The organism is Arthrobacter sp. SLBN-122 (assembly GCF_006715165.1).
Lineage (GTDB): Bacteria > Actinomycetota > Actinomycetes > Actinomycetales > Micrococcaceae > Arthrobacter.
On the sequence record NZ_VFMS01000001.1, the window covers coordinates 2224213 to 2249344 of the forward strand.

The 25132-nt window shown below is 66.2% G+C and carries 23 protein-coding genes; 11 read left to right on the forward strand and 12 right to left on the reverse strand.

Annotated elements, in window-relative coordinates:
- Positions 1-92: 92 nt before the first annotated feature.
- The 3 genes from disA to FBY36_RS10395 form a co-directional block, all read right to left on the reverse strand.
- Positions 93-1169: a DNA integrity scanning diadenylate cyclase DisA gene (gene disA / locus FBY36_RS10385; RefSeq protein WP_142119145.1), complete on the reverse strand. Its 1077-nt coding sequence runs from the start codon at positions 1167-1169 to the stop codon at positions 93-95.
- 247 nt (positions 1170-1416) lie between these two features.
- On the reverse strand, positions 1417-1917 hold the full coding sequence (locus tag FBY36_RS10390) for a 2'-5' RNA ligase family protein (RefSeq protein ID WP_142119147.1): 501 nt from the start codon (positions 1915-1917) through the stop codon (positions 1417-1419).
- A gap of 115 nt (positions 1918-2032) precedes the next feature.
- A complete protein-coding gene (locus FBY36_RS10395) occupies positions 2033-2284 on the reverse strand; it encodes a hypothetical protein (RefSeq protein WP_142119149.1) in 252 nt (83 codons plus the stop codon).
- Between the two features lie 195 nt (positions 2285-2479).
- Between FBY36_RS10395 and FBY36_RS10400 the strand changes: the two genes are divergently transcribed.
- Positions 2480-4093, forward strand: a complete 1614-nt coding sequence (locus tag FBY36_RS10400) for a peptide chain release factor 3 (protein WP_142119151.1) — start codon at positions 2480-2482, stop codon at positions 4091-4093.
- 6 nt (positions 4094-4099) lie between these two features.
- The gene (locus FBY36_RS10405) at positions 4100-5329 is read left to right on the forward strand and encodes a beta-ketoacyl-[acyl-carrier-protein] synthase family protein (protein ID WP_142119153.1); all 1230 of its coding nucleotides are present in this window, start codon (positions 4100-4102) and stop codon (positions 5327-5329) included.
- An 86-nt stretch (positions 5330-5415) separates the two neighbouring features.
- Here the strand turns inward: FBY36_RS10405 and FBY36_RS10410 are convergent, their stop codons facing one another.
- From FBY36_RS10410 to FBY36_RS10430, 5 genes are all read right to left on the reverse strand, one after another.
- Complete coding sequence (locus FBY36_RS10410; protein WP_142119155.1) at positions 5416-6765, reverse strand: MFS transporter; 1350 nt, start codon at positions 6763-6765, stop codon at positions 5416-5418.
- 64 nt (positions 6766-6829) lie between these two features.
- Positions 6830-8158 carry an enolase C-terminal domain-like protein gene (locus FBY36_RS10415; protein WP_142119157.1) on the reverse strand — a complete coding sequence of 443 codons (1329 nt, stop codon included), beginning with the start codon at positions 8156-8158 and terminating at the stop codon, positions 6830-6832.
- Complete coding sequence (locus FBY36_RS10420) at positions 8155-9759, reverse strand: aldehyde dehydrogenase (NADP(+)) (protein ID WP_142119159.1); 1605 nt, start codon at positions 9757-9759, stop codon at positions 8155-8157. The genes FBY36_RS10415 and FBY36_RS10420 overlap by 4 nt, the downstream gene beginning before the upstream one ends.
- 27 nt (positions 9760-9786) lie before the next feature.
- Positions 9787-10701, reverse strand: coding sequence for a 5-dehydro-4-deoxyglucarate dehydratase (gene kdgD / locus FBY36_RS10425; RefSeq protein ID WP_142119161.1), 915 nt, complete (start codon positions 10699-10701; stop codon positions 9787-9789).
- 135 nt (positions 10702-10836) lie between these two features.
- Entirely contained in the window at positions 10837-11721 is an 885-nt protein-coding gene (locus FBY36_RS10430; protein ID WP_142119162.1) for a LysR family transcriptional regulator, read from the reverse strand.
- Between the two features lie 149 nt (positions 11722-11870).
- On the opposite strand from FBY36_RS10430, the gene FBY36_RS10435 reads away from it, so the two are divergent.
- The 4 genes from FBY36_RS10435 to FBY36_RS10450 are packed head-to-tail and all read left to right on the forward strand — an operon-like array spanning position 11871 to position 15420.
- Positions 11871-12881, forward strand: coding sequence for a tripartite tricarboxylate transporter substrate binding protein (locus FBY36_RS10435; RefSeq protein ID WP_142119164.1), 1011 nt, complete (start codon positions 11871-11873; stop codon positions 12879-12881).
- Positions 12882-12886: 5 nt separating this feature from the next.
- Entirely contained in the window at positions 12887-13462 is a 576-nt protein-coding gene (locus FBY36_RS10440) for a tripartite tricarboxylate transporter TctB family protein (protein WP_142119166.1), read from the forward strand.
- 9 nt (positions 13463-13471) lie between these two features.
- Complete coding sequence (locus FBY36_RS10445; protein WP_142119167.1) at positions 13472-15019, forward strand: tripartite tricarboxylate transporter permease; 1548 nt, start codon at positions 13472-13474, stop codon at positions 15017-15019.
- Positions 15016-15420, forward strand: coding sequence for a universal stress protein (locus tag FBY36_RS10450; RefSeq protein WP_056337611.1), 405 nt, complete (start codon positions 15016-15018; stop codon positions 15418-15420). The genes FBY36_RS10445 and FBY36_RS10450 overlap by 4 nt, the downstream gene beginning before the upstream one ends.
- Positions 15421-15432: 12 nt before the next feature.
- Here the strand turns inward: FBY36_RS10450 and FBY36_RS10455 are convergent, their stop codons facing one another.
- Positions 15433-15921 (reverse strand): NUDIX domain-containing protein, encoded by a 489-nt coding sequence (locus FBY36_RS10455; protein ID WP_142119169.1) that lies wholly within the window; start codon positions 15919-15921, stop codon positions 15433-15435.
- 145 nt (positions 15922-16066) lie between these two features.
- On the opposite strand from FBY36_RS10455, the gene FBY36_RS10460 reads away from it, so the two are divergent.
- Entirely contained in the window at positions 16067-16306 is a 240-nt protein-coding gene (locus FBY36_RS10460) for a hypothetical protein (protein ID WP_056337621.1), read from the forward strand.
- A gap of 56 nt (positions 16307-16362) precedes the next feature.
- Here FBY36_RS10460 and FBY36_RS10465 read toward each other — a convergent pair whose 3' ends face one another.
- From FBY36_RS10465 to FBY36_RS10475, 3 genes are all read right to left on the reverse strand, one after another.
- The gene (locus tag FBY36_RS10465) at positions 16363-18051 is read right to left on the reverse strand and encodes a sensor histidine kinase (RefSeq protein ID WP_142119171.1); all 1689 of its coding nucleotides are present in this window, start codon (positions 18049-18051) and stop codon (positions 16363-16365) included.
- Positions 18052-18173: 122 nt separating this feature from the next.
- Positions 18174-19547, reverse strand: a complete 1374-nt coding sequence (gene radA, locus FBY36_RS10470; protein ID WP_142119173.1) for a DNA repair protein RadA — start codon at positions 19545-19547, stop codon at positions 18174-18176.
- A 40-nt stretch (positions 19548-19587) separates the two neighbouring features.
- Positions 19588-20715, reverse strand: coding sequence for an FUSC family protein (locus tag FBY36_RS10475; protein WP_142119175.1), 1128 nt, complete (start codon positions 20713-20715; stop codon positions 19588-19590).
- Positions 20716-20966: 251 nt separating this feature from the next.
- On the opposite strand from FBY36_RS10475, the gene pstS reads away from it, so the two are divergent.
- From pstS to pstB, 4 genes are all read left to right on the forward strand, one after another.
- Positions 20967-22088, forward strand: a complete 1122-nt coding sequence (gene pstS / locus FBY36_RS10480) for a phosphate ABC transporter substrate-binding protein PstS (RefSeq protein ID WP_142119177.1) — start codon at positions 20967-20969, stop codon at positions 22086-22088.
- 103 nt (positions 22089-22191) lie between these two features.
- Complete coding sequence (gene pstC / locus FBY36_RS10485) at positions 22192-23124, forward strand: phosphate ABC transporter permease subunit PstC (protein ID WP_142119179.1); 933 nt, start codon at positions 22192-22194, stop codon at positions 23122-23124.
- Positions 23125-24237, forward strand: a complete 1113-nt coding sequence (gene pstA, locus FBY36_RS10490) for a phosphate ABC transporter permease PstA (RefSeq protein WP_142119181.1) — start codon at positions 23125-23127, stop codon at positions 24235-24237.
- A 74-nt stretch (positions 24238-24311) separates the two neighbouring features.
- On the forward strand, positions 24312-25091 hold the full coding sequence (gene pstB / locus FBY36_RS10495) for a phosphate ABC transporter ATP-binding protein PstB (protein WP_018770927.1): 780 nt from the start codon (positions 24312-24314) through the stop codon (positions 25089-25091).
- The last annotated feature ends 41 nt before the right edge of the window (positions 25092-25132 follow it).

Here is a 25132-nt window from a genome sequence, read left to right on the forward strand (position 1 = left end):
GACATCTGCTCAGCAATCGATGAGGGGGAGGGGCGGGGGTTGCTTGATATGGGGGAAGCCTATGGGGTACGCGGGGAGGGTTTGAATCCGGTTTAGAGGAAACGGTCCAGGAGGCTTGCCTCGGCCATCCGGCTAAGCCCCTCACGCACCGTCCGGGCGCGCTGGTCACCGATGCCGTCAACGGTCATGAGGTCGTCGATGGTGGCGGCCATCAGGAACTGCAGGCCGCCGAAGTGGTCCACCAGCCGGTCTGCCACGGCCTTGGGGACTGCCTTCAGGCCGGACAGCAGCCGGTAGCCACGGGGCTGCACCACGGCATCCAGGTTTACTTCGCCGCCCGCAAATCCCACGATTGACGAAATCTTGCCGAGGTCGATCAGTTCCGTTGGTCCCAGGCTGACGAGTTCATTGACGGCCTTTTCGATGTCCTCCGCGGACGCATCGGGGCTGGCGTAGTCGCGGATGATCACGTCACTGCCCGGGCCGCGGCCCACGGTGAGCTCGTCCAGCTGGAGCGAGAGGAGCCGGCCGTCGTCGCCCAGTTCCAAAACGTACTGCGAGATTTCCTCCGAAATGCGGCGGACCATTTCCTGGCGCTGCAGGGTGACCGCCACGTCGCGCACGGTCACCATCGCCTCGATTTCCAGGGCCGAGAGCGAACTGGTGACCTGGTCCAGGCGGGCCACGTAGCGCTCCAGGGTGGCAAGGGCCTGGTTGGCGCGGGCCAGGACGTTCTCGGATCCCTCCAGGACGTGCCGCAACCCGTTCACGTACAGGGCGATGATCTGCATGGACTGGCTCACGGAGATGACGGGGACCCCGGTCTGCTTGGCCACCCGCTCCGCCGTGCGGTGGCGGGTGCCGGACTCCTGCGTCTCGATGCTTGAGTCCGGGACCAGCTGGACGGCGGCGCGCAGGATGTTGCCCGCGTCCTTGTCGCAGATGATGGCGCCGTCCATCTTGGCCAGTTCGCGCAGGCGGGTGGGCGAGAATTCGATGCCGATATCGAATCCGCCGGAGCAGATGGAATCGATGGTGCGGTCGGAACCCAGGACGATCAGAGCGCCGGTGCGTCCGCGGAGGATCCGTTCCAGGCCGTCGCGGAGCGGCGTTCCGGGTGCAACCCTGCCCAGAGTGGCCCTCAGCGATTCTTCGGGGCTCCGCGCCATAGGTGTTTCCCTTCAAAGGTGCGGACCGCCACCCGCAGGAATGCCGGCGTCCGCAGTTGGCCGGCAGGATCAAAAAGTGCACTGATTCCCGCAAGCTCAATGATAGGGGCAAGAATTCCAACTTCCGCACGGTAAAGCCCCAAAGTGCCCCATTAGGGGGTGTCCGGCCCGGCCCGAAAAGCGGCTTTTGAACGGCTGAGCCGGCGCGTACTTTCGACCCGTTTGATGCCTGGCTCTGAGGTGTTGATCAGACGGACGGTCCCAGGGGCGTGACGGTTTTGGTGCTGCTGTCCCACAGCCGCGCTCCTGTGCAACGGCCCTCGAGGCGCAGGTCCAGCAGATCCAGCGCAGTTCCGAGTTGATGACCGGGAATCCGCCGGGAGATGGTGACGTGCGGCGTCCAGGCCCCCGGACAGGTCTGCGCCAGCGCCCCTGACAAGCCCTGGTGCAGGAGGCGGTGCAGGTCCAGCAGGGGTACGGTCAACAGAACCGACCGGGCAAGGACATATTTTCCGGTACCGGCGGGAAAGACAATCGCCCCGGAGAAGGTGACCTCCATGGGCAACGCTTCCCAGGGCCCTTCGTGCGCGGCAACCAGGTCCGCGCCGGCGGCAAGCGTGATGTGGGGGCTGTTGCTGGCGGAAGTATGGGGGGCCAGGCTGGGGAGGCCCGCTGCTGCGAGCCGCGCCCAGTCGGCCCTGACGAGTGAATCTGTGGCCTCGTCAAAGACCAACTCGATGCTGCGCATGAACACATCATGCCGTTACCCGCGGCCCCTACATGCCAACCAGTACCCGCTGGCCATACTCGTGGACCAGTCTGCGCAGGTGAACGCCTGCCGGATGTTGCCCCGACCCGGGGCGTCAGCGCTTCAGGTCCCTGAGCATCCGTTCCAGATCCCTGCTGACTTTCGAAAGCGATGCGGCCCTGAGTGCCCTGTGCTCATCCGCTGTCTGCACCCCACGCTTCCGTGAGGGGCCGGAAGGAAGGGCCGACGCCGGCGCCTGGGTTGGGGCGCCAAGGCCCGCCGCGGCATTGGTGGGCACGTTCGTTGCCAGGTTGGTGGCCAGGGGATCGAAGAAGAGGTTGCCGGTGAAAGTGGCGCCATGCATCATGCGCCAAAGCTAACCGGCCCGCATTTCACTGCTTTGAACGCCCGGTTTCGCCCGCGTTAAGCCGGGCCGGTCCCGTTTGCAGCCCTGCGATAAACTTGTACTTTGGCCGTTTGCCAATCACATTCCCCGCCCTCGAGTCGCAGCGCAGTACCCGAAAGGCCCCTGGGCAGCCACAACCGCAGCGAAGGTAACACCGTGTCCCAAGATGTCCTGACCCCCGCCCGGATCTCCGGTATTCACAAAGAGGCCGGCCGCCGCAGGACCTTTGCTGTCATCTCGCACCCGGACGCCGGCAAGTCCACGCTCACCGAGGCCCTGGCCCTGCATGCAAGGGTCATTGGCACCGCCGGCGCTTCCAGCGGCAAGGCCAACCGCAAGGAAACCGTCTCCGACTGGATGCAGATGGAAAAAGACCGCGGCATCTCCATCAGCTCAGCCGCGCTTCAGTTCTCCTACCGCGACACCGTCATCAACCTCCTGGACACCCCTGGCCACGCTGACTTCTCCGAGGACACCTACCGGGTGCTCGCCGCCGTCGACTGCGCCGTGATGCTGGTGGATGCCGCCAAGGGCCTGGAAACCCAGACCATGAAGCTGTTCGAGGTCTGCAAGCAGCGCAACCTGCCCATCATCACCGTGATCAACAAGTGGGACCGTCCCGGCCTGGACGCATTGGCCCTGATGGACGAAATCACCGAACGCACCGGCCTGCAGCCCATGCCGCTGACCTGGGCTGTTGGGATATCCGGGGACTTCCGCGGCGTCTGGGACCTCCGCAACGACCGCTTCGCAAGGTTCCAGCGCAACAACGCAGGCGCCCAGATCGCCATCACCGAGTACTTCACCCCTGAGGAAGCCGCGGAAAGCCAGGGCAGCAACTGGTCCGACGCCGTGGACGAGGCCGGCCTGGTGATCGAGTCCAACCTGGAGTTCGACGTCGACGCCTTCCACGCCGGCAAGGCCACCCCCATCCTGTTCAGCTCCGCCGCACTGAACTTCGGCGTCAAGGAACTGCTGGACGCGCTGGTGGACTTCGCGCCGCCGGCCGCGCCCCGCCCCGACGTGGAGGGCAACCCGCGGCCCGTGGAATCGCCGTTCTCCGGCTTCGTCTTCAAGGTCCAGGCCGGCATGAACAAGGCCCACCGCGACCATGTGGCCTTCATCCGCGTCTGCTCCGGCGTGTTCGAGCGCGGCATGGTGGTCACCCAGACCCGCACCGGCAAGTCCTTCGCCACCAAGTACGCGCAGCAGGTGTTCGGCCGCGAACGCGAGGTCATCGACGAGGCCTACCCCGGTGACGTCGTCGGGCTGGTGAACGCGTCCTCCCTGCGTGTGGGGGACAGCCTGTTCCTTGAGGACCCCGTGGAATACCCGGCCATCCCGCTGTTCGCCCCCGAACACTTCCAGGTGGCGCGCTCCAAGGACCCCAGCAAGTTCAAGCAGTTCCGCCGCGGCATCGAACAGCTGGAACACGAGGGCGTCATCCAGGTGCTCCGCTCCGACGTCCGCGGTGACCAGGCGCCGGTGCTTGCCGCCGTCGGGCCCATGCAGTTCGAGGTGGTGGAGGACCGCATGGCGCATGACTTCAGCGCACCCATGCGGCTGGAACGCCTGCCCTACTCGCTGGCCAGGATTTCGACGGCGGACGCCATGCCTGCGCTGGCCAACGTCATCGGCGCGGAGGTGCTGTTGCGCTCCGACGGCGAATACCTCGCCCTGTTCAACGACGTTTGGGCGCTGCGCCGGATCGAGAAGAACCACCCGGACCTGACCCTCGTGCCCATCGGCACGCACAACCCCGCAAAGTAGGGCCTCATGGCTGAAATCCAACCCCGCGCACTGGTCACCGGTGTGGGCACCATCAACCCCCTGGGTTCCAACGCCAAGGAAACCTGGGAGGCCCTGCTTGACGGGCGTTCCGGGATTGCGGCGTTGGAGCAGGACTGGTCGGAACAGCTGCCCGTGAGGATCGCCGGGCAGGTCACGGCTGACCTCTCGGAGCACCTCAGCACCCGCGAGATGAAGCGGATGGACCGGTGCGGGCAGTTCGCGCTGATTGCGGCACGGGAGGCGTGGGCACAGGCCGGCGCCCCGGAGGTGGACCCGGAACGGTTCGCCGTGGTGATCGGTTCCGCATATGGCGGCCTGGGTTCCACCCTTGAGCAGGACCGCGTGCTGGGACAGTCCGGCCCCCGCAAGGTCTCGCCGCATACCCTTACCCGGCTCATGGTCAACGGCCCGGCCGCGTGGGTGTCCATGGACCTGGGTGCCCGTGGCGGCGCCCGGACCCCCGTCAGCGCCTGCGCCTCCGGGGCTGAGGCGATTGTCCAGGCAGCCGAGATGATCCGCTCCGGTGCTGCCGACGTCGTGATTGCCGGCGGTGTGGACGCCTCCGTGAATGACCTGGTGATCAGCGGCTTTTCGCAGATCCGCGCCCTGTCCACCCGCGCCGGCGACCCGCAGCTTGCCTCGCGGCCGTTCGACGGCGGCCGGGACGGCTTTGTGCTCGCGGAGGGCGCCGGGGTGGTGGTGCTGGAGAGCGAGGAGCACGCCCGTGCCCGGGGCGCCGCCGTGCTTGGGGCCGTTGCCGGGGGAGCCGTAACCTCCGACGCAAACGACATTGTGGCCGCGGATCCCGCCATGCAGCGGCGGGTCATGCAGAAGGCCCTGGATTCGGCGGGCATGCAGCCGGCCGACATCGGATTCGTCCACGCGCACGCCACCTCCACTCCCGTGGGGGACCGGCTGGAAGGGCAGTCCATCAACGCGGTCTTCGGCAGCGACGTACCGGTCACTTCGACCAAGGGGCATACCGGACACCTGCTGGGCGGCGCCGGCGCCCTGGCCGCCGTCGTGGTGGTTGAAGCCCTGCGGACCGGCATGGTGCCGGGGACGCTGAACGTGGAGGCGCTGGACCCGGAAGTAGACCTTAACGTCCTCACCGAAGGCGCCCACCAGCTTCCCGCGGGTTACGCCCCGGCCGGGCTGGTGAACGCCTTCGGTTTTGGTGGCCACAGCGTGGCTTTGGTGATCACGGGCGCCTGACTCCAGCCAAAACGCCGGAACGTACCGGGACGCCGTAACGTTGCAGCGTCCGGCACCGTTCCGGCGACTCGGAGGTCAGGGGAACGTCAGGCGCGGCTGGGAACCGCAGCCTCCACGGCCTCGTCCGCTGCCTTCCCGGCCGGTTCTGCAGTGCAGCGCTCCCTGAGGAAGTAGACCAGGCCGGCCGCCACAGCCGAAGCAGCAGCCAGTGCGAAGAGGCCCGGGATGACGCTTCCGGTCTGCTCCTTGATGATGCCGAAGCCGAACGGTGCCACGAAACCGCCCAAGTTGCCCAGCGAGTTGATGATGGCGATGGCCGGCGCAAGGACCACCGGATGCAGGCCGGACTGCGGGATGGTCCAGAACAGCGGGGACGCGCTCTTGAACCCCATGGCTGCGATGGCCAGGAAGACCAGCGCCAGTACCGGGGAGGCAACGGCCGCAGCGTAGGTGCCGGCGGCGGCCACCAGGAGCGCAACCACCAGCAGCGGCTTCTTTGACCTCGCCTTGTCCTGCATCTTGGCCGCGAAATACATCGCGAATACTGCACAGATCCAGGGGATGGAGGACAGGAAGCCTGCGGAGAGGTCGGTGGTGCCCGGGATCCGCTTGACGATGCCCGGCAGCCAGAAGGTGTTGGCGTAGATGGACAGCTGGATGGCGAAATAGATGCCGCACAGAAGCAGGATCTGCGGGTTCAGAAGCATCTTCCAGCGGTTGACCTTTCCGTTTTCCGACTTGGTGTGCTCTGCGTCCTCGGCATCGATGGCCCTGGACAGCGCATCCTTTTCCGCGGGGGAGAGCCACCTGGCATCCGCGATCTTCGCGTCGAGCAGGAAGAACACGGTGATGCCCACCAGGACGGAAAGGATGCCCTCGAAACCGAAGAGCCATTGCCAGCCGCGCAGGCCCAGGCTTCCGTTCAGGCTCAGCAGCAAGCCGGCGATGGGGCCGGAGATTGCCGCAGCCACGGAGGACCCTGCGATGAAGGCTGCTGTCGCCTTCCCCCGCTGGCCGGCCGGTACCCAGCGGGCGAAGTAGAAGATGACCGCCGGGAAGAAACCGGCCTCAGCGGCGCCCAGCAGGAACCGCAGGACGTAGAACATGGTTTCGTTCTGCACGAACGCCATGAGGAACGACACGATGCCCCAGCTGACCATGATCCTGGTCAGCCAGACCTTGGCGCCGTACTTTTCCATCATCACGTTGCTGGGGAGCTCGAAAATGGCGTAGGCGATGAAGAACAGGCCGGCGCCGAAACCGTAGGCGGCGGCGCCGATGCCCACGTCAGCCTGGAGATGGTCCTGGGCATAGCCGATGTTGGACCGGTTCAGCTGGTTGCAGACCAGCATGACCAGCATGACCGGGAGCACGCGCTTGAAGAACTTCCTGGTGGCAGATGCCAGGTCCAGGACGGCGTTGTCCACAGACTTCATTGAATGTTTCCTTGGGGTGGGGACAGGCAAGGCGGGGGCCTTGCAGAAATTTACCGGATTGCCGTTACCTGACCAGGCAGGGCCGCTTGGGGTCGAACGACCAGCCGTCGATGTAGTACTGCATGCCGATGCTGTCATCCCGGGCGTCCAGACCATGCTCGAGGTACAGCTGGTGGGCTTTGTCCAGGGCGTCCCGGTCCAGTTCGATGCCCAGGCCGGGAGCGGCGGGGACCTCGATGGCGCCGTCCTTGATCTGCAGCGGTTCCTTGGTGAGGCCCTGGCCGTCCTGCCAGATCCAGTGCGTATCCAGCGCCGTGATTTCGCCGGGTGCGGCTGCGCCGGTGTGGGTGAACATGGCCAGCGAGATGTCGAAGTGGTTGTTGGAGTGCGAGCCCCAGGTGAGGCCGAACTCGTTGCACAGCTGCGCCACCCGGACGGAGCCGTGCATGGTCCAGAAGTGCGGATCAGCCAGCGGGATGTCCACGGCGTTGCTGCGGACGGCGTGGGACATCTCGCGCCAGTCAGTGGCGATCATGTTGGTGGCGGTCTTCAGCCCGGTGGCGCGGCGGAACTCGGCCATCACCTCGCGGCCGGAGAAGCGGCCTTCGGCGCCGCAGGGGTCCTCTGCGTACGCCACGACGCCCTGCATGCGCTTGCCCAGCCGGATCGCTTCCTGCAGGAGCCAGCCGCCGTTGGGGTCGAGGGTGACCCGGGCGTCCGGGAAACGCTTGGCGAGGGCGGTGACCACGTCCACTTCGTCGTCGCCGGACAGCACGCCGCCCTTGAGTTTGAAGTCGGAGAAGCCATAGCGTTCCTGCGCGGCTTCGGCGAGGGCGACGACGGCTTCCGGAGTCATTGCCTCCCGGCGCCGGAGCTTTTCCCAGCGGTCCGACGGCGATTCCTCCACGAGGTACGGCAGGTCCGTTCGCGCGTGGTCGCCGATGAAGAACAGGTACCCGAGCATGGGCACCGAGGTGCGCTGCTGCCCGTCGCCGAGCAGTTCGGCAACGGGAACGCCGAGGAACTGCCCGTGGAGGTCCAGCAGGGCGGATTCGATGGCGGTGACCGCGTGGACGGTGGTGCGCAGGTCAAACGTCTGCAGGCCGCGTCCGCCGGCGTCCCGGTCGGCGAATCCGGCGGCGATTTCCCGCAGCAGCGACCGGTACCGTGCCACGGGCCTGCCCTTGATCAGGGCCCCGGCTTCCTCGATGGTGGTGCGGATCTTTTCGCCGCCGGGAACTTCACCAAGCCCGGTGCGGCCCTCGGAATCGGTGATGATGGCAACGTTCCGGGTGAAGAACGGGCCATGGGCGCCGCTGAGGTTCATCAGCATGCTGTCGTGGCCGGCCACCGGTACGACTTCGATGGCTGCAATGGTGGGCTGGTTGCTCATGCGTTGATCTCTGCTTTCTCGGCGGCGGAAACCACTTCGCCGTCAATCCGCCGGTTCAGGTGCCAGGGGTTGCTGTCCTGGAGGGCTGCCGGAAGCAGTTCCTGGGGAAGGTTCTGGTAGGCGACGGGCCGCAGGAAGCGGTTGATGGCGAGGGTTCCCACGGAGGTGGTGCGGGAGTCGGAGGTGGCGGGGAACGGGCCGCCGTGGACCATGGCGTGGCCAACCTCGACGCCGGTGGGCCAGCCGTTGACGATGATGCGGCCCACCCTCTGCTCAAGGGCCGGGACCAGGGGTGCCGCCGTCGGGTAGTCCTTTTCGGTGAGCTGGAGCGACGCGGTGAGCTGGCCTTCGAGCCGTGCAATGGCTTCGAGGAGCTCGTCTGTGCTGCCGTAGCGGATCACCAGGGACGCGGCGCCGAAGATTTCCTCGTGCAGGACGTGATTGGCGGTGAATTCGCTGACCCCCGTACCGAAGATGGTGGGCGCCGGAGCGTTTTCGGTGGGGCCGGGGGTGCCTTGGCCGATCAGTTCGACACCGGCGGCGGAGCCGAGGTTGGCGGTTCCGGTGTTCCAGGAGTTGGCGATTCCTTCGGTGAGCATGGTCTGCCCGGGGCAGGCGGCGATGGCACGTCCGACGGCGGCCGCAAGTTTGTCTCCCAGTTCGCCTTCGGGGGCGAACAGCAGGCCCGGCGAGGTGCAGAGCTGGCCGGAGCTTCCGGTGACCGAGGTGACGTACTGCCGGGCGAGGGCGTCGATGTCGCCTTCAAGGGCGCCTTCGAACACGAAGACAGGGTTGAGGGAGGACATTTCGGCGTAGACCGGGATGGGTTCGGGGCGGGCGGCTGCAGTCTTCATCAGCGCGATGCCGGCAGCCTGGGAGCCGGTGAAGCCAACGGCCTTGATGGCGGGGTCGGCCACGAGGGCCTGGCCGATGCTGGAACCGGGCCCGTAGATCAGGGAGAACACGCCTGCGTGCAGTCCGTGGTCCTTGACGGCTTTGGTGACCGCCTGCCCCACAAGCTCACTGGTGCCGGGGTGGGCGTTGTGGGCCTTGAAGACGACGGGGCAGCCGGCGGCGAGGGCCGACGCGGTGTCTCCGCCCGCCGTCGAAAAGGCCAGCGGGAAGTTGCTCGCGCCGAACACGGCGACGGGGCCGAGGGGGATCTGGCGCTGCCGGATGTCGGCGCGGGGCAGCGGGGCCCGGCTGGGGAGGGCGGGGTCAATGCGGACACCGCGGAAGTCGCCTTGGCGCACCACCTGGGCGAAGAGGCGCAGCTGCCCGGTGGTGCGGGCGCGTTCGCCTTGGAGCCGGGCGGCGGGGAGCCCGGTTTCCTGGCCGGCGCGGATGACGAGTTCGTCGCCGATGGCCTCGATGTTGTCCGCGATCGCTTCCAGGAAGGAGGCATGCGTGTCTGGATCGAGGGTGCTGAAGGACGGGAAGGCCTCAGCCGCCGCGGAGGTGGCCGCTTTCAGCTGTTCCTCAGTGATCAGGGAGTAGGCCGGCTCCAATGCCTGGTTGGTGGCCGGGTTGAAGCCGTTGGTGGTCTTGCCTTCGCCCGCGGTGGGCCGGCCGGCGATGAGGGAATGTCCGTTAAGGGTCATGGTTGGCTCCTGTGTCTGCAGTGACGGCTAGGAAATCGTGGCGATGAGGGCTTTGAGGTCTGCGAAGTCCTTGTCGTTGAGCTTCTGCAGCGGGGGGCGTACAGGGCCGGCCGGACGGCCGATGGCCTCAAGGCCGGCCTTGACGATGGAGACAGCGTAGCCTTTCACGCGGTCGCGGATGTCCAGGTACGGGATGACGAAGTCATTGAGCTTCTTGTTGACGGCCACGCGGTCGTTGTTCCGCACATCCTGGTAGAAGTCCAGCGCGAACTGGGGGGCGAAGTTGTACATGGCGCTGGAGTAGGTGCTCATGCCCAGCTGCAGCAAGGGAAGAGCGAACGTTTCGGCGGTGGGGAGGCCGCCCAGGTAGAAGAGGCGGTCGCCGAGCTTGGCGTAGACGCGGGCATCGTGCTCCAGGTCGCCCACACCGTCCTTGAAACCGATGAGGTTTTGGTGCCGGTCCGCGAGGGTGGCCACCGTGGTGTCCTTGTAGATGGCATTGGCCCGGTTGTAGATGATGACACCCAGGGAAGTGGCGCCGCAGACTGCGCTGACGTGGTCCACGAGCCCGTCCTGGTCTGCCTCGGTGAGGTACGGGGGAAGGAGCAGGATGCCCTCTGCGCCGGCGGCTTCGGCAGCCTTCGCGTTCTCGATGGCCTGGGCGGTGGAGCCGCCCGCCGAGGCGAGGACCGGGACGCGGCCTCCCACTTCGTCAACGGCGGTCCGCACCACGTGCTCCGATTCAGCGGGAGTGAGGGAGAACCCCTCGCCGGTGCCGCCGGCCGCGAAGAGGCCTGCCACCGGAAAGCTCGCCTGCCACGCCAGGTGCTTGCGGTAGTTCTCTTCGTCGAACTGCAGGTTCGCGTCGAAAGAGGTCACGGGGAAGGACAGCAGGCCTTCCTTGAGTGTGTCCGCGAGTTCCTGGGGTGTGTACTTAGCCACGATGTGGTCCTTCGGTGTGTGCGCCGCGGGCGGCAGGCTGATGATTCCTTCCCAGAGTAGGAGCGGGCCCGATGCGTGTCTAAGTGTATTTTTATATGTATTGATACCTTGACTGCATCACTCATGGAGTCCGGGTTACTCCATAGCAAACTCCAGGTCCCGCAGGAGGCGCGAGAGCGCAGGGTTGGTGATCCGCCGGTTCCAGAGTGCATGCAGCTCCACCTGCTCGTGGTCCCCGTCCTCCAGGGGAAGGAACTCAACGCCGCGGATCCCCAGCAGGGTGGCGGAATGCGGTACGAATGCCAGCCCGCGGTTGGCGGCCACGAGCGACACCATGGTGAGGATCTGGCTGACCGTATGCACCACGTTGGCATGGCGGATGGGGAGCATGCGCACCACCAGGTCATAGAAGTAGCGCGCCTGGGTGGCCGAGTGCATGATCAGGGGCTCATCGCTGAAATCGTCCGCCGTGATGCTCCGCCCCAGCAGCGTAAGCCGGTGGCCCTCGGGTACGGCCAGCATCATGGACTCGCGGTAGAGCAGATGCGAGTCGAATGTCTCCCGGTCGAACGGCGGACGCGCCAGGCCCAGGTCCAGTTCGCCGGTCAGCAACCCGGCCAGCTGGTCCCCGGTCACCAGTTCCTGCAGTTCGATGTCCACGTCCGGGATGATGCCCGAAAGCTCCTCCAGCAGCGGGCCCAGGATGCTGAAGCCACTGGCTGCGGTGAAGCCGATCCGCAGGACGCCGGATTTGCCGGAAGCGATCCGCCGCGCAGTGGCGGGCGCCCGCTCCGCGAGTGCCATGAGCCGGCGGGCCTCATCCAGGAACGTCCTCCCGGCGGACGTGAGCTCCACTTTCCTGTTGTCCCGCTCGAGGAGCTCTGCCCCCACGATCTTCTCCAGTTTCTGGATCTGCCGGCTCAGGGGCGGCTGCGTCATATTCAGGCGTTCGGCGGCCCTGCCGAAGTGGAGCTCCTCTGCAACAGCGATGAAGCCGGCCAACTGGTCGAAAGTAAACATGATGCCTTCCAGGTATCAAATGATGCAGATAAGGGCTTAGACAGGCATCATAACCGCTCTCTACACTCGACAAAGCGAAGCGGGGGTGACCCCCTTCACAGATGTTCCGGGCCCCGGCCCGCCACTTGCGCTTGCACCTAGGAGTTCCAATGAAGCACTTCCCGACCCGCCGCGCCGTCCTTGGAACGGCGTCGGCCTTCACCCTGTTGGCACTGACGGCCTGCGGCGGCAATGTTGCCGGCGGAGCCGCGGCCGGCAACTCGTCGAAATATCCGGCAGGGCCCGTAACCATGACCGTGGGTCAGGCCGCCGGCGGCAGCACCGACCTGATCGCCCGGGCGCTGGCAGACGGAGCGGCCAAGACCCTCGGAGCCCCGATGCCCGTGGTGAACAAGCCGGGCGCCAACGGTGCCCTTGCCACCAAGGAAGTTGCCGGCAAGCCGGCCGACGGCCAGGAGCTGGTCCTCCTCACGGCCTCCCTGGTCACCATCACGCCGCTTGCCGTCAGCAAGGACGAAGCCGTGAACCTTGATGACCTGGAAATCATCACTGGCCTTTCACAGGACGACTACGTGCTGGTGGCCAGCCAGGGCTCCGGGTTCAAGAGCTTCAAGGATGTCACTGCCGCCGGCCGGAACGTCACGTTCGGCACCACCGGTGTGGGCACGGGCAGCCAACTGGCACAGACTGTCCTGTTCAAGCAGGCCAACGTGCAGGGCACCGATGTGCCCTTCGACAGTGGAAAGCCGGCGCTGACCGCCGTCCTGGGCAACCAGGTGGAACTTGCCACTGTCCAGCTGGGCGAGGCCATGGCGCAGATCCAGGCCGGAAAGGTCGCTCCGCTGCTGGTCTTTTCCGAAGGTCGCAACAGCTTCCTGCCCGACGTTCCGTCCGCCAAGGAAGCGGGCTATGACGTGCCCGTGGCACAGTACCGGGCCGTCGCGGCTCCCAAGGGCACTCCGCAGGAGGTCAAGGACAAGCTTGCCGCAGCGTTCAAGGACACCTTCAAGACTGACGCCTACCAGGAGTTCAACAAGAAGAACCTCCTGACGCCCAAGGAGATCTCCGGCGAGGAAGTGGCAACGCAGTGGAAGGACTACGCCGCGAAGTACAAGTCCCTGGTGGAGAAGTACGGCATCAGCCTCAGCGGGAACAAGTAAAGGTCATGGGAACCACTCCATCAGTGACTGCCGGGCGGGGCGGCAGCTCCGCCCTTCCGCCCGGCGGTGATGGCCAGGAAGAGATGCCTGAGGCCCTGACCCCCGAAGAACTGGCCGCGCAGTGGGAGGAGGAAAAGCCTCCCGCTGCGGGTCCGCTCGCCAACGCTGCCTCTTCCCTGGTGGTGCTCGCCGTCGGACTGGGTGCCCTGGCACTGTCTGTGTCCATGGGCCTTGGCACTCCTGAGAAGCCCGAACCGGGGCTGTGGCCCTTCCTGACCAGCTGCGTGATGGTGGCACTGGCCATCTTCCAGCTGGTATGGGGCCGGCACAACCGGGACGCGGAGAAGTTCACCAGGATGTCCTTCGCACCGCTTACCGGGCTGGCCACGCTGGCCGCCATGGTGGCGCTGATGCCCGTGATCGGCTTCGAAATCCCCTCCCTCATCCTGTGCATCATCTGGATGAAGTTCCTGGGCAGCGAGACGTGGCGCTCCACGCTCCTCATCAGCACCATCGTCGTCGCCGCGTTCTACGGGATCTTCGTCCTGGCCCTCGGCACCTCCATTCCCCACCTCTTCTAGGAGACCACCGTGGATTTCTTCAATCCTGTGATCAACGGTTTTTCCGTCGTCCTGGAACCGATGAACCTTCTTTACTGCCTGATCGGCGTGGTGATCGGCATGCTGATCGGCGTGCTGCCCGGGCTGGGCCCGGCCGCCACCATCGCCATCCTGCTTCCGCTGACCTACAGCGTGGAGCCGGTCACCGCCATCATCATGCTTGCCGGTATCTTCTACGGCGCCCAGTACGGCGGCACCATCACCTCCGTCCTGCTCCGGCTCCCGGGTGAGGCGTCATCGGTGGTGACTGTTTTCGATGGCTACCAGATGGCCAGGCAGGGCAGGGCCGGGACCGCCCTTGGCCTGGCGGCCATCGGTTCCTTCATCGGCGGAACCGCCGCCATCATCGGCCTGACCTTCCTGGCCCCGGTGGTGGCGGGTTTCGCCCTCGACTTCGGGCCCGCCGAGTACTCGGCCCTGGCGCTGCTGGGCATCCTGCTGGTGGCGACCATCAGCGGCGGCACCAAGGCCAAGGCCCTCATCGCGGCAGCCGTCGGGCTCCTGCTCGCCACCGTCGGGCGCGACGTGTTTACCGGCGAAAGCCGTTTCACCTTTGGCAGCCTGCAGCTTGCGGACGGGATCGACTTCGTGCCCATCGCCATGGGTCTGTTCGGCCTGGGTGAGATCCTCTACAACCTCGAGGAGCGGCACCGGGCAGCCAAGGCGCCGTCGAAGGTCTCCAATGTCTGGCCCTCCAGGTCTGACCTGAAGCAGGCGTCGGGCGCCATCACCCGAGGCTCGGTCCTGGGCTTCTTCCTGGGCATCCTGCCCGGCGGCGGCGCCACCATCGCTTCCATGGCCTCGTATGCCATGGAGAAGAAGCGGGCCAAGCAGCCGGAACGGTTCGGCAGAGGTGCGCCGGAAGGCGTGGCGGGCCCGGAAACAGCGAACAACGCGGCAGCAACGTCGTCGTTCATTCCGCTGCTGACCCTGGGCATCCCCGCCAATGCCACCATGGCGCTGATGTTCGGCGCGCTGCTGATCCAGGGTGTGACGCCCGGTCCGCAGCTGGTGGAGCAGAACCCGGACCTCTTCTGGGGCGTGGTCAATTCCATGTACATCGGCAACATCCTGCTGCTGATCATGAGCCTGCCGCTGGTGGGCATCTTCGTCCGGATCCTCCGCGTCCGGGCAGCAATCCTGGCGCCGATCACTGCCCTCATCACGCTGCTGGGTGCCTACACCATCAACAACAGCATGTTCGACGTGACCCTGGTGGTGTTCTTCGGCGTGCTGGGCTACCTGATGAAGAAGTTCGGCTTCGAACCGGGGCCGCTGGTCCTGGCTTTCGTCCTGGGCGAGCTGCTGGAAAGCTCGTTGCGGCGTTCGCTGCTGGTTTTCGGCGGCGACCCCACGGGTTTCTTCACCCGCCCCATCTCGGCAACGCTGCTGGTGGTCTTCATCCTGGTGGCCGTGCTGCCGGGCATACGCAGCATGCTGGCCAAGCGCAAAGGCACGACGGCGGCGGCCGCCTCCGCCGGGAACGGCACCAACCAGAACATCAAGGAGAAGGTATGAGCATCATCGTTGGGTTCGTTCCCACCCCGGCCGGCGAGGCAGCCCTCGCCGCGGGCATCGCCGAGGCGCAGCTCCGGCAAAAGGACCTCTATATCGTGAACTCCGCCCGCCAGGGCGCACTGGTGGACAAGTCCGTGGCCCCGGAGGACGTGCTGGCCCAGGCCGCGAAAAAGGCGGCCGACGCCGGTGTCACAGCCACCGTCATCCAGCCGCCGTACGAGCACGACCTCGCTGATGAGTTCCTGGACGTGGCAAGGGAGGTGGATGCTTCGCTGATCGTGATCGGCCTCCGCCACCGCACCCAGGTGGGCAAGTTCATCCTGGGCAGCCACGCCCAGCAGATCCTCATGCAGGCTGACCGGCCGGTGCTGGCGGTTAAGGCCGGCGCTGCACGTTCCTAAGGCGCAGCGGCATTATGCCAGTTGCCCGTCCTTGACCAGCGCGTCAAGGATGGGCAACTGGCCTTTCACGAGTTTGAGCCGCGCCTCCTGTTCGGGGAACCAGCGGGCGTCATCGATTTCGGGGTAGTGCTGGATCCTGCCGGACCCCTTGGGCCATTCCAGCGGAAAGGTGTTGCTGCTGATCACGGCAGGGGCGAAATCCACTTGCGCCGCGAAGACCGTGATGAGCTTTCCCGAGGGTTGCCGGAACTCGCCCAGCAGCCGGTATTCGGCCTCGGGGGCAGGGGTGCCCATCTCCTCGGCGAATTCGCGAAGTGCGGCAGAGCGTGGATCTTCGCCCTCGCTGTATTCGCCCTTTGGGATGGACCAGGCATGCGCGTCCTTGCGGGCCCAGAACGGCCCGCCCATGTGCGCGATCCACACCTGAAGCCCGTCCCCGGCACCGGCGGGGGCGGCCGGGCCCTGGCGGTACAGAAGGACGCCGGCGCTGCGAATGGGCATTGATCCTCCAAGAAGCCAGTTTGAGCAGGAAGCGAAGTTGCCGTCCGCCGTTAACGCGGAGTTCACGGCCCTGCTTTAGGTTATTCCTTCAGGCACTCTGCCAGGCATTCTGTCCGGCACCCTGGTCGAAGGGACGGGACCATTCATGGCCAACATCGCCGAGGTTTTGGGACGGCTTACGCCGGAAGAAGTGGATGAGCTCCGCAGCATTGGTCCCCAGGGCCACCTGCCGCGGCATTTGGTGGACGCCCTGGACCGGGCGGCCGGGGGAGCAGGTTCGGGCCGCGGCTATTACGTGGTGAACGGCAACGTGAGCGCCACCGGCGGCCCCCTCCTGGTGCTGCGCAGCGACGTCTCCACCTGGCTGGCCGGCACAGCTTCCTGACCGTTCCGCCGGGGAAACGGCGCTTCACGTGCAGTCCGGAACCTCATGGATCCCGGTCAGGATTCCGGCAGGATGAAGGTGGCCGTGGTACCGCGGCCGGGCTCACTGTCCAGCCTGATTGTTCCCCCGTGGCCCTCAATGATGGTCTTGCTGACCGGCAGGCCCAGGCCGGCACCCGGAATGGCTGTTTCACGCGAGCGTGCCGAACGGAAGAACTTGGTGAAGGCCTGGTCCTGTTCTTCCCTGGTCATCCCCATGCCGGTGTCGGTGATGGAGCAGGCCGCACCCTCCCGGGTCCTGAAGGTCCTGACGGTGATCAGGCCGCTGTTGGGGGAGTATTTGAGGGCGTTCGAAAGAAGGTTCCGGACCACCTGGGCAATCCGTTCCGGATCCATCATGGCCGGCAATGGCTCCTCCACTTCAAGCACCAGCTGCAGTCCGTGGCCGGCAGTCCTGGGCATGGCTGCGTCCACCTCCAGTGCCACCAACCGGGAAAGGTCAGCCTTCTCCAGCGCGAGGTCCACGCGTTCCGAGGCCACTGCTATGAGGTCATTGACAAGGCTCAACAGGTGTTCCGCATTCCGGCGCACCACCAGGAGCTCTTCGCGGATCTCGTCATGCCCGGGTTCGTCCAGGACCAGTTCCAGGTAGCCAAGGACGGATGTCAGCGGGGTCCGCAGCTCGTGCGAAACAGTGGCAACGAAGTCGTCCTTTGCCGCCATGGCCGCGATCAGGCTGGTGACGTCCACAAACGTGATGACGGAGCCCCCTTCCTGCCCGCCCGCAGGAGGGAAGCTGTGGGAACTCACGGAATAGGCCCGTTGGCGCTCCGCCGGACCGGCCCAGTACAACTCGTCGGTGAACGCTTCCCCCGCTGCGGCGCGGGCAGCGGGAAGGAGCTTTGCGGGCACGGGAGTGGAGCTGTCAGCCGACCTGAGGAGGCGCGGCCCGGCAGCGGGATCGACGACGCCTGCAAGGGCGGGGTCCGCCTGCATGGCCCTGTTGGCCAGCACGGTGTTCCCTTTAGCATCAACCACCCAAACGCCCACTCCAACGGCCTTGAGCACAGCGTCGAGCAGGGCCTGCCGTCGGACACTTTCACGGAGTGTGCGGGACAGGGCCTGCTCGTTTTCAATCAGCCGGGTCCGGTGGCGGCGGATGGTGGTGGCCACCACGTGTGCTGTCACCGCGATGATTGACAGGACCAGGGGCAGGATAAGGGTGCGGATCATCGATCCGCCCACCGTTGACGAGCCCAGGAGAGCGGAGGGGACCACGGTGCTGAGGACTGCCCCCGCAACGGCCAGGACAGGCATGTACGGCTGGACGTAGGCGGAGAGCCAGATGACGGGGAACACCAGCATCATGCTGAGGACGTTGAAAGGTGGTCCTCCCGCCTCCCGGGTGAACCCGATGGCCAGGCAATCCAGAAGCGGGATGACGACGAAGGCCTGTGCAGGGAGCCGGCCCCACGGTACGGCTATGGACGCTGCGGTGATGGCCAGGTGGAACAGCAGCGCCGCCAGGAACAGCTGGTTGGTGAACGTCTGCGGGCTGAAAACTGCCGTGGCCACCACCACCAGTGCAATGGTCAACGTCACGGGCAGTTGGCTTGCGGCCACCCGCTTACGTGCGCTGAGGCTTCCGAACAGTCCGTCAAGACGGTCCGACACTACCGGCTCTGCCGGCGACCCGCGTTCGTGGCCCGCACCTTCGGCGGTGATCTGCTGTTCTTTGATTGCCAAGCTTCCCCCAGCGCAGAAACCAAGAGCCGCCGTTTGCAGGACAGCCCGCCACCAACAGTACCCGCCGGGAGTCCGCCGGCGGCAAGGGTTTTGCGGGCGCGTGCCAGGATAAACCTGTTCTGCTAGCCGATTAAGAGGCTGAGCGCTTCGGTCAGGTGCTCCACTTCCCGGACCGAAAACCCTGCCGGAACCGGGCCAGGACCGGTGTGGCTGGCTGGAACCACGGCGTGGGTAAATCCCAGCCGGTGCGCCTCCTGGATGCGCTGGTTGATGCCCGGCACCGGCCGGACCTCCCCGGCGAGCCCCACCTCGCCAAAGGCAATCAGCCGGATGGGCAGGGGCTTGCGGGCCTTGGCCGAGGCCACGGCGAGGGCCACGGCGAGGTCCGTGGCGGGTTCGCTGAGTTTCACCCCGCCCACGGTGGCAACATACGAATCGTCCTTGTGCAGCAGGGTCCCCGCCCGTTGCTGCAGCACGGCCAAGAGCATGGACACGCGTGAGCTGTCCAGCCCACTGGTGGCCCGCCGGGGCTGTGAATTGGGGCTTTCGGCAAGCAGTGACTGCACCTCCGCCAGCAGGGGGCGGCGGCCCTCCATGGTGACCGTGATGCAGGTTCCCGAAACCGGCTCCTTGGTGCGGCTCACAAACAGCCCGCTGGGATCGGCCAGGCCCTCAATGCCGTTCTCATTGAGGTCAAAGCAACCCACGTCGTCGGTGGGGCCGTACCGGTTCTTGACGGCCCTGAGCAGCCGCAACCTGGAATGCCGCTCGCCCTCGAACTGGCACACCACGTCCACCAGGTGTTCCAGCAGCCGGGGCCCGGCGATGGAACCGTCCTTGGTCACGTGGCCCACCAGCAGGGTGGTCATGTTCCGCCGCTTGGCTGCGGCAATGATGGACGCCGCCACCTCGCGGACCTGGGACACGCCGCCGGCGCTGCCGTCAACGTCCGCGCTGCTGAGGGTCTGCACCGAGTCCACGATCAGCAGCCGGGGCTCGATCTTCTCCACCTGCCCCAGCGCCTGCCCAAGGTCCGTCTCCGCGGACAGGTACAGCGATTCCGCGACGGCGTCGATCCGCTCCGCGCGCAGCTTCACCTGGGCGGCCGACTCTTCGCCGGTGACGTAAAGGACGTCCTGGGCAGTCCGCGCGAACTTCGCTGCAACGTCCAGCAGCAGCGTGGACTTCCCCACTCCGGGCTCGCCTGCCAGCAGGATGACGGCGCCGGGAACCAGGCCGCCGCCCAGCACCCGGTCCAGCTCGTCCATCCCGGTTGGCAGGAAAGCCGCCGTGGTGGCGTCCACGTCCGCGATCCGGCGGGCCGGCTCCACGACTGTGGTGGCCGCCGTGGTCCGCGCCACCGCGGTGCCCGTTTCCTCAACCGTGCCCCATGCCTGGCACTCGCCGCAGCGGCCCACCCACTTGACGGTGGTCCAGCCGCACTCAGCGCATTTGTACGCGGGCGCCTTGGAGGCCCGGGAAGTCTTTGTTGCCATGCGTTCAACCCTAGTGGCGGCCACTGACAGCCAGGGACAACTACAGTGCGGGCAGCACGTCCCTGGCTTCGTCCGCGTCCATGCCCGTGGCTTCCAGCAGGTCCACCATCAGGGGCCGGAACAGCATCACCACGGTTTCACCCTCCAGCCGCTGCACCTCCAGCAGCTTGGGGTGCAGGCGCAGGGCGATCTCGCTCAGGTCGCGGCGGGCAGTGCGCAGGTGGGCGCGGCGGACGCCGTCGTGCGATTCCGCAAGGCCCAGCGAAAGCTCGTCAATCGCGGCAGCGGTCTCCTGCAGTACCTCCGCGATGCTGTCGGTCGCCTCGTCCGAGAGGGCGGCGTGGTTGATGGCGCTGGTGAGCCGCCGGGCAAATACTCGGCTGTTGCGCAGCGCAAGGTCGATGAAGTCCAGCGACTGCTTGAGCCTGTCCAGCTCATCCCGGTGCCGGCGGTAGGCCGGCGCCAGAGTGGCGACCTCCCCGGAGGCGCGCAGCGACTGCCGCATGGCATCCACCAGGGGCTGGCAGTTCCTGCCGCGGATCAGCGCATGCCAGGCCTGGGTTGAGTCGCTGTTGACCAGGCCCCCGGCGCACTCCCGCAGCACTTCCGCAAGTTCATGCAGCAGCTTCTGGACGTCGCGGCGCGGTTCCCGGCGCGGATCCTTGGGCATGAGGATGGTCACCAGCAGCGCGAAGAGGCCACCCACTACGGCGTCGATGCTGCGGGTGAACGGGCCGCCTGCGGGCGCCGGCAGCAGCACCACCAGCAGCGACTGCAGCGCCAGTTGGGTGGTGAAGATACTCCCGCTGTCCAGGAACCGGGCCAGCAGGATGGAGAAGAGAAGCACGACGGCGGCCACCCAGATGTCGCCGCCCAGCCAGTGCAGGAGCAGGTCACCCACGGCGATGCCGATGGTGCACCCCAGGCCCACTTCCATCACGCGCCGCAGCCGGGGTTCCCGGGAAAACCCAAGGGCGATCAGCGACGACGTGGCAGCGAAGAGCGGGCCGGAGTGACCCAGGATGTTGTCGGCGAAGGCGTAGGCGCCCACCGCACACACGGTCATCTGGATGGCAGGGACAACGGAATTGCGGCTGCGGATCAGTCCGGTCCGGACCCGCCCGTGCAGGAAGCGCCTGGTCGATGAGAGTCCTGCTGGGATGGCCATGGGTTCAAGTCTATTCAGTGCCCGTCCGCTGCCCGGTGCAGCTGCACTACGGCCGGACCTGTGACCGGCGCAATGGCGACCCGGCATTTGTCAGCCAATATCCCGCCGTCGTTAATCCTCCGTTCACTTTGCACAGCCCATCCCGTTACCTGCGGCCCATACCTTTCTTGAAGGTACACAAAGTACGCATCGCGCAGCAGGGTTCTCCGTCCCTGTCCCGCACCTGAATAACCCTGGAAGGGGTACATCTAGTGAAGGCACTTCGCTTCGGCCGCCACGCGGCTATCGCTGTCATCGCAGCCGGCGCACTCGCGCTCAGCGCCTGCGGTTCAGACAACGCCACGGGCACCGCGCCTGCCGGCAGCCAGTCCGCCGGCGGCACCAAGGTCACCGGTACCCTGACCGGCATCGGGTCCTCCGCGCAGGGCGCCGCCATGGACGCATGGAAGACCAACTTCGCTTCCGCCAACTCCGGCGCCACCGTGCAGTACTCCCCGGACGGCTCCGGCGCAGGCCGTAAGGCCATCCTGGACGGCTCGGCCCAGTTCGCGGGCTCGGACGCCTACTTGAAGGATGACGAATACGCCTCCTCCAAGTCCGTCTGCGGCCCCGACGGCGCCATCAACGTCCCGGTGTACATCTCCCCGATCGCCGTTGCCTTCAACGTCCCCGGCGTCACCGACCTGAAGCTTGACGCCACCACTGTGGCCAAGATCTTCCGCGGCCAGATCGCCAAGTGGAACGATCCCGCGATCGCAGCCCTGAACCCCGGCGTCTCCCTGCCCGACCTCAAGGTCACCCCGGTGAACCGCTCCGACGATTCCGGCACCACCCAGAACTTCACCGACTACCTGGCCGCCGCGGCCTCCGAGGTCTGGACCGACAAGGCCGCCGGCGTCTGGCCCGCCGGCCTGCAGGGCGAAAACGCCAAGGGAACCTCCGGTGTGGTCAAGACCGTGACGGACACCCCCGGTGCCGTGACCTACGCCGACGACTCCGCTGTCAGCGGCAAGCTCGGCGTGGCCCAGATCAAGGTGGGGGATTCCTTCACCAAGATCTCCGCCGATGCCGCCGCCAAGGCCGTGGACGCCGGCAAGCCGGTTGAAGGCCGCGCCGCCAACGATCTGTCCATCAAGCTGGACCGCAAGACCACGATCGCCGGCGCCTACCCGATCGTGCTGGTGTCCTTCCACGTCCTGTGCAGCACGTACGAAAAGCAGGAGACCGTTGACCTGGTCAAGGCCTTCGAGCACTACGTAGTGTCCGGCGAAGGCCAGAAGGCCGCAGCAGACTCGGCCAAGTCCGCTCCGCTGTCCTCAGACCTCGCAGCCAAGGCTGCCAAGGCCATCGACTCGATCAAGGTCAAGTCCTAGCCAGTGCCGTAAAACCTGGTTCCCCGCCTGCCGGAAGGCAGCGCGGGGAACTTGGCTTTGCACCCCGCATCCCCAATCCAGCAACGAATCGAAAGGCCGTCGAATGACCGCCACCTCCCTGACCAGTACCCAGGGCGCCGGGCGCGCCGGGGACAAAGTCTTTTCCGGCGCCACGCTGGCAGCCGGGTGCCTGATCCTCGCCGTCCTCTTCGGCGTCGCACTTTTCCTGGTGGTCCAGGCAATTCCCGCGCTGACCGCGCCTGCCGACAAAATCCAGGGCGGACAGGGCTTCTTCGCCTACATCTGGCCCATCGTGATCGGCACGCTCATCGCCGCCGCCATCGCACTGGTGATCGCCACACCCATCGCCATCGGCGTGGCCTTGTTCATCTCCCACTTCGCACCCCGCGGCCTGGCCTCCGGACTCGGGTACGTCGTGGACCTGCTCGCCGCCATCCCGTCCGTGGTCTACGGCGCCTGGGGCGCCGCGTTCCTGGCCAAGGAGATCTCCCCGGCCTACGGCTGGCTCACGGCCAACATGGGCTGGCTGCCCATCTTCCAGGGCCCGGCCTCCACCACCGGCAAGACCATCCTCACCGCAGGCATCGTCCTGGCGGTCATGGTTCTGCCCATCATCACCTCGCTGTCCCGCGAGATCTTCCTGCAGACCCCCAAGCTGCACGAAGAAGCCGCACTGGCGCTGGGCGCCACCCGCTGGGAAATGATCAAGATGGCGGTGCTGCCCTTCGCCCGTCCGGGCATCATCAGCGCCGTCATGCTGGGCCTGGGCCGCGCGCTGGGCGAAACCATGGCCGTTGCCCTGGTGCTTTCCTCGGGCGCCCTGACCGCCAGCCTGATCCAGTCCGGCAACCAGACCATCGCTGCCGAGATTGCCCTGAACTTCCCCGAAGCCAGCGGAATCAAGGTCAGCACCCTGATCGCTGCCGGCCTGGTGCTGTTCATCATCACGCTGGCCGTGAACATGATCGCCCGCTGGGTCATTACCCGGCACAAAGAATTCTCGGGAGCCAACTAAATGACCTCCACCCTTACCCCCGTCCGCAGCAAGCGGTCGGCGCTTACCAAGGGCCAGCTGCCCAAGTTCGCGCCCTATGCCGTGCTGGCCGCAGCCCTGATCGCCGGTGCCGCCATCCTTGCCCTGGTGGGTTTCAACCCGTTCGGCTGGGGCGTGGCATCCGCGATCCTGTTCACCGTGGGGCTGGTGTCCTGGAGCGCTGTCGTGGAAGGCTCCCGCAAGGCCAAGGACAAACTGGCAACCTGCCTGGTGGTGGGCTCGTTCCTGGTGGCGCTGCTGCCGCTGGTTTCGGTGATCTGGACCGTGCTGGTCAATGGCATCCCCGGGCTCATGGACCCCGGCTTCCTCACCACCTCCATGAACGGCGTCACTGGCGCGTTCGACAACAAGGCCGTGGAAAGCGGCGGCCCGGTGGTGGGCGGCATCTACCACGCCCTCCTTGGCACCGTGCAGATCACTCTGCTGGCCACCGTGGTCTCCGTTCCCGTGGGGCTGCTTACGGCCATCTACCTGGTGGAGTACGGCAACGACGGCCGCCTGGCCAAGGCCATCACGTTCTTCGTGGATGTCATGACCGGAATCCCCTCCATCGTGGCCGGGCTGTTCGCCGCCGCGTTCTTCTTTGCGGTGGTGGGCCCGGGCACCAAGACCGGTGCGGTGGCCGCCGTCGCGCTTTCCGTGCTGATGATCCCTGTGGTGGTCCGCTCCAGCGAGGAAATGCTCAAGATCGTCCCCAATGAACTCCGTGAGGCCGCCTACGCCCTGGGCGTGCGCAAGTGGCGGACCATCCTCAAGGTGGTCATTCCGACGGCGATTTCAGGCATCGCATCCGGCGTCACCCTGGCGATCGCCCGGGTCATCGGCGAGACGGCGCCCATCCTGGTCACCGCCGGCTTTGCCACCAGCATCAACTCCAACGTGTTCGGCGGCTGGATGGCCTCGCTGCCCACGTTCATCTACACCCAGATCCTCAACCCCACCTCGCCATCCAACCCCGACCCCTCCTCCCAGCGGGCCTGGGGCGCGGCGCTGGTGCTGATCATCCTGGTGATGGTCCTGAACCTGGCGGCCCGCCTGATCGCCAGGATCTTCGCCCCCAAAACCGGCCGGTAACCAGGCCGGCTCCTCCTCCCGTCCTCTGTGGCGGACCTAGACTTCAATCCATATTCAGCAAGTGAAGGAACACCATGTCTAAGCGCATCGACGTCAAGGACCTGAACGTGTACTACGGCGATTTCCTTGCCGTGGAGGACGTCAGCATCAACATCGAGGCCAAGTCCGTTACGGCGTTCATCGGCCCCTCAGGCTGCGGAAAATCCACGTTCCTCCGCACCTTGAACCGCATGCACGAGGTCATCCCCGGCGCCCGCGTTGAGGGTGAGGTCCTGCTGGACGGCGACAACCTCTACGGCCCCGGCGTGGACCCCGTGACCGTGCGCTCGCAGATCGGCATGGTCTTCCAGCGCCCCAACCCGTTCCCCACCATGTCCATCCGGGACAACGTGCTGGCCGGCGTCAAGCTGAACAACAAGAAGATCTCCAAGGGTGAGGCAGACGTCCTGGTGGAGCGCTCGCTCAAGGGCGCCAACCTGTGGAACGAGGTCAAGGACCGGCTGGAGAAGCCAGGTTCGGGCCTCTCCGGCGGTCAGCAGCAGCGGCTCTGCATCGCCCGCGCCATCGCCGTGGAGCCCCAGGTGATCCTCATGGACGAGCCCTGCTCCGCCCTGGACCCCATCTCCACCCTGGCCATCGAGGACCTCATCAATGAGCTTAAGGACCAGTACACGGTGGTGATCGTGACCCACAACATGCAGCAGGCCGCCCGGGTCTCCGACAGGACGGCATTCTTCAACATCGCGGGAACCGGCAAGCCGGGCAAGCTGATCGAATACGGGGACACCCACACCATTTTCAGCAACCCCGTCCAAAAGGCCACTGAGGATTACGTCTCCGGCCGTTTCGGATAGGGATCGCCCCGTTGGCGATCTACCGGCCGGTTTAGTACGCT

Excerpts from the sequence above, each read along its gene's own strand:
- FBY36_RS10395 (WP_142119149.1), bottom strand. The coding sequence starts at position 2,284 with ATGATGCATGGCGCCACTTTCACCGGCAACCTCTTCTTCGATCCCCTG.
- disA (WP_142119145.1), bottom strand. The coding sequence starts at position 1,169 with ATGGCGCGGAGCCCCGAAGAATCGCTGAGGGCCACTCTGGGCAGGGTT.
- FBY36_RS10415 (WP_142119157.1), bottom strand. The coding sequence starts at position 8,158 with ATGAGCAACCAGCCCACCATTGCAGCCATCGAAGTCGTACCGGTGGCC.
- FBY36_RS10455 (WP_142119169.1), bottom strand. The coding sequence starts at position 15,921 with ATGCCCATTCGCAGCGCCGGCGTCCTTCTGTACCGCCAGGGCCCGGCC.
- FBY36_RS10435 (WP_142119164.1), top strand. The coding sequence starts at position 11,871 with ATGAAGCACTTCCCGACCCGCCGCGCCGTCCTTGGAACGGCGTCGGCC.
- pstC (WP_142119179.1), top strand. The coding sequence starts at position 22,192 with ATGACCGCCACCTCCCTGACCAGTACCCAGGGCGCCGGGCGCGCCGGG.
- FBY36_RS10450 (WP_056337611.1), top strand. The coding sequence starts at position 15,016 with ATGAGCATCATCGTTGGGTTCGTTCCCACCCCGGCCGGCGAGGCAGCC.
- FBY36_RS10390 (WP_142119147.1), bottom strand. The coding sequence starts at position 1,917 with ATGCGCAGCATCGAGTTGGTCTTTGACGAGGCCACAGATTCACTCGTC.
- FBY36_RS10460 (WP_056337621.1), top strand. The coding sequence starts at position 16,067 with ATGGCCAACATCGCCGAGGTTTTGGGACGGCTTACGCCGGAAGAAGTG.
- FBY36_RS10475 (WP_142119175.1), bottom strand. The coding sequence starts at position 20,715 with ATGGCCATCCCAGCAGGACTCTCATCGACCAGGCGCTTCCTGCACGGG.
- radA (WP_142119173.1), bottom strand. The coding sequence starts at position 19,547 with ATGGCAACAAAGACTTCCCGGGCCTCCAAGGCGCCCGCGTACAAATGC.
- FBY36_RS10420 (WP_142119159.1), bottom strand. The coding sequence starts at position 9,759 with ATGACCCTTAACGGACATTCCCTCATCGCCGGCCGGCCCACCGCGGGC.
- pstB (WP_018770927.1), top strand. The coding sequence starts at position 24,312 with ATGTCTAAGCGCATCGACGTCAAGGACCTGAACGTGTACTACGGCGAT.
- pstA (WP_142119181.1), top strand. The coding sequence starts at position 23,125 with ATGACCTCCACCCTTACCCCCGTCCGCAGCAAGCGGTCGGCGCTTACC.
- FBY36_RS10410 (WP_142119155.1), bottom strand. The coding sequence starts at position 6,765 with ATGAAGTCTGTGGACAACGCCGTCCTGGACCTGGCATCTGCCACCAGG.
- FBY36_RS10405 (WP_142119153.1), top strand. The coding sequence starts at position 4,100 with ATGGCTGAAATCCAACCCCGCGCACTGGTCACCGGTGTGGGCACCATC.
- FBY36_RS10430 (WP_142119162.1), bottom strand. The coding sequence starts at position 11,721 with ATGTTTACTTTCGACCAGTTGGCCGGCTTCATCGCTGTTGCAGAGGAG.
- FBY36_RS10440 (WP_142119166.1), top strand. The coding sequence starts at position 12,887 with ATGGGAACCACTCCATCAGTGACTGCCGGGCGGGGCGGCAGCTCCGCC.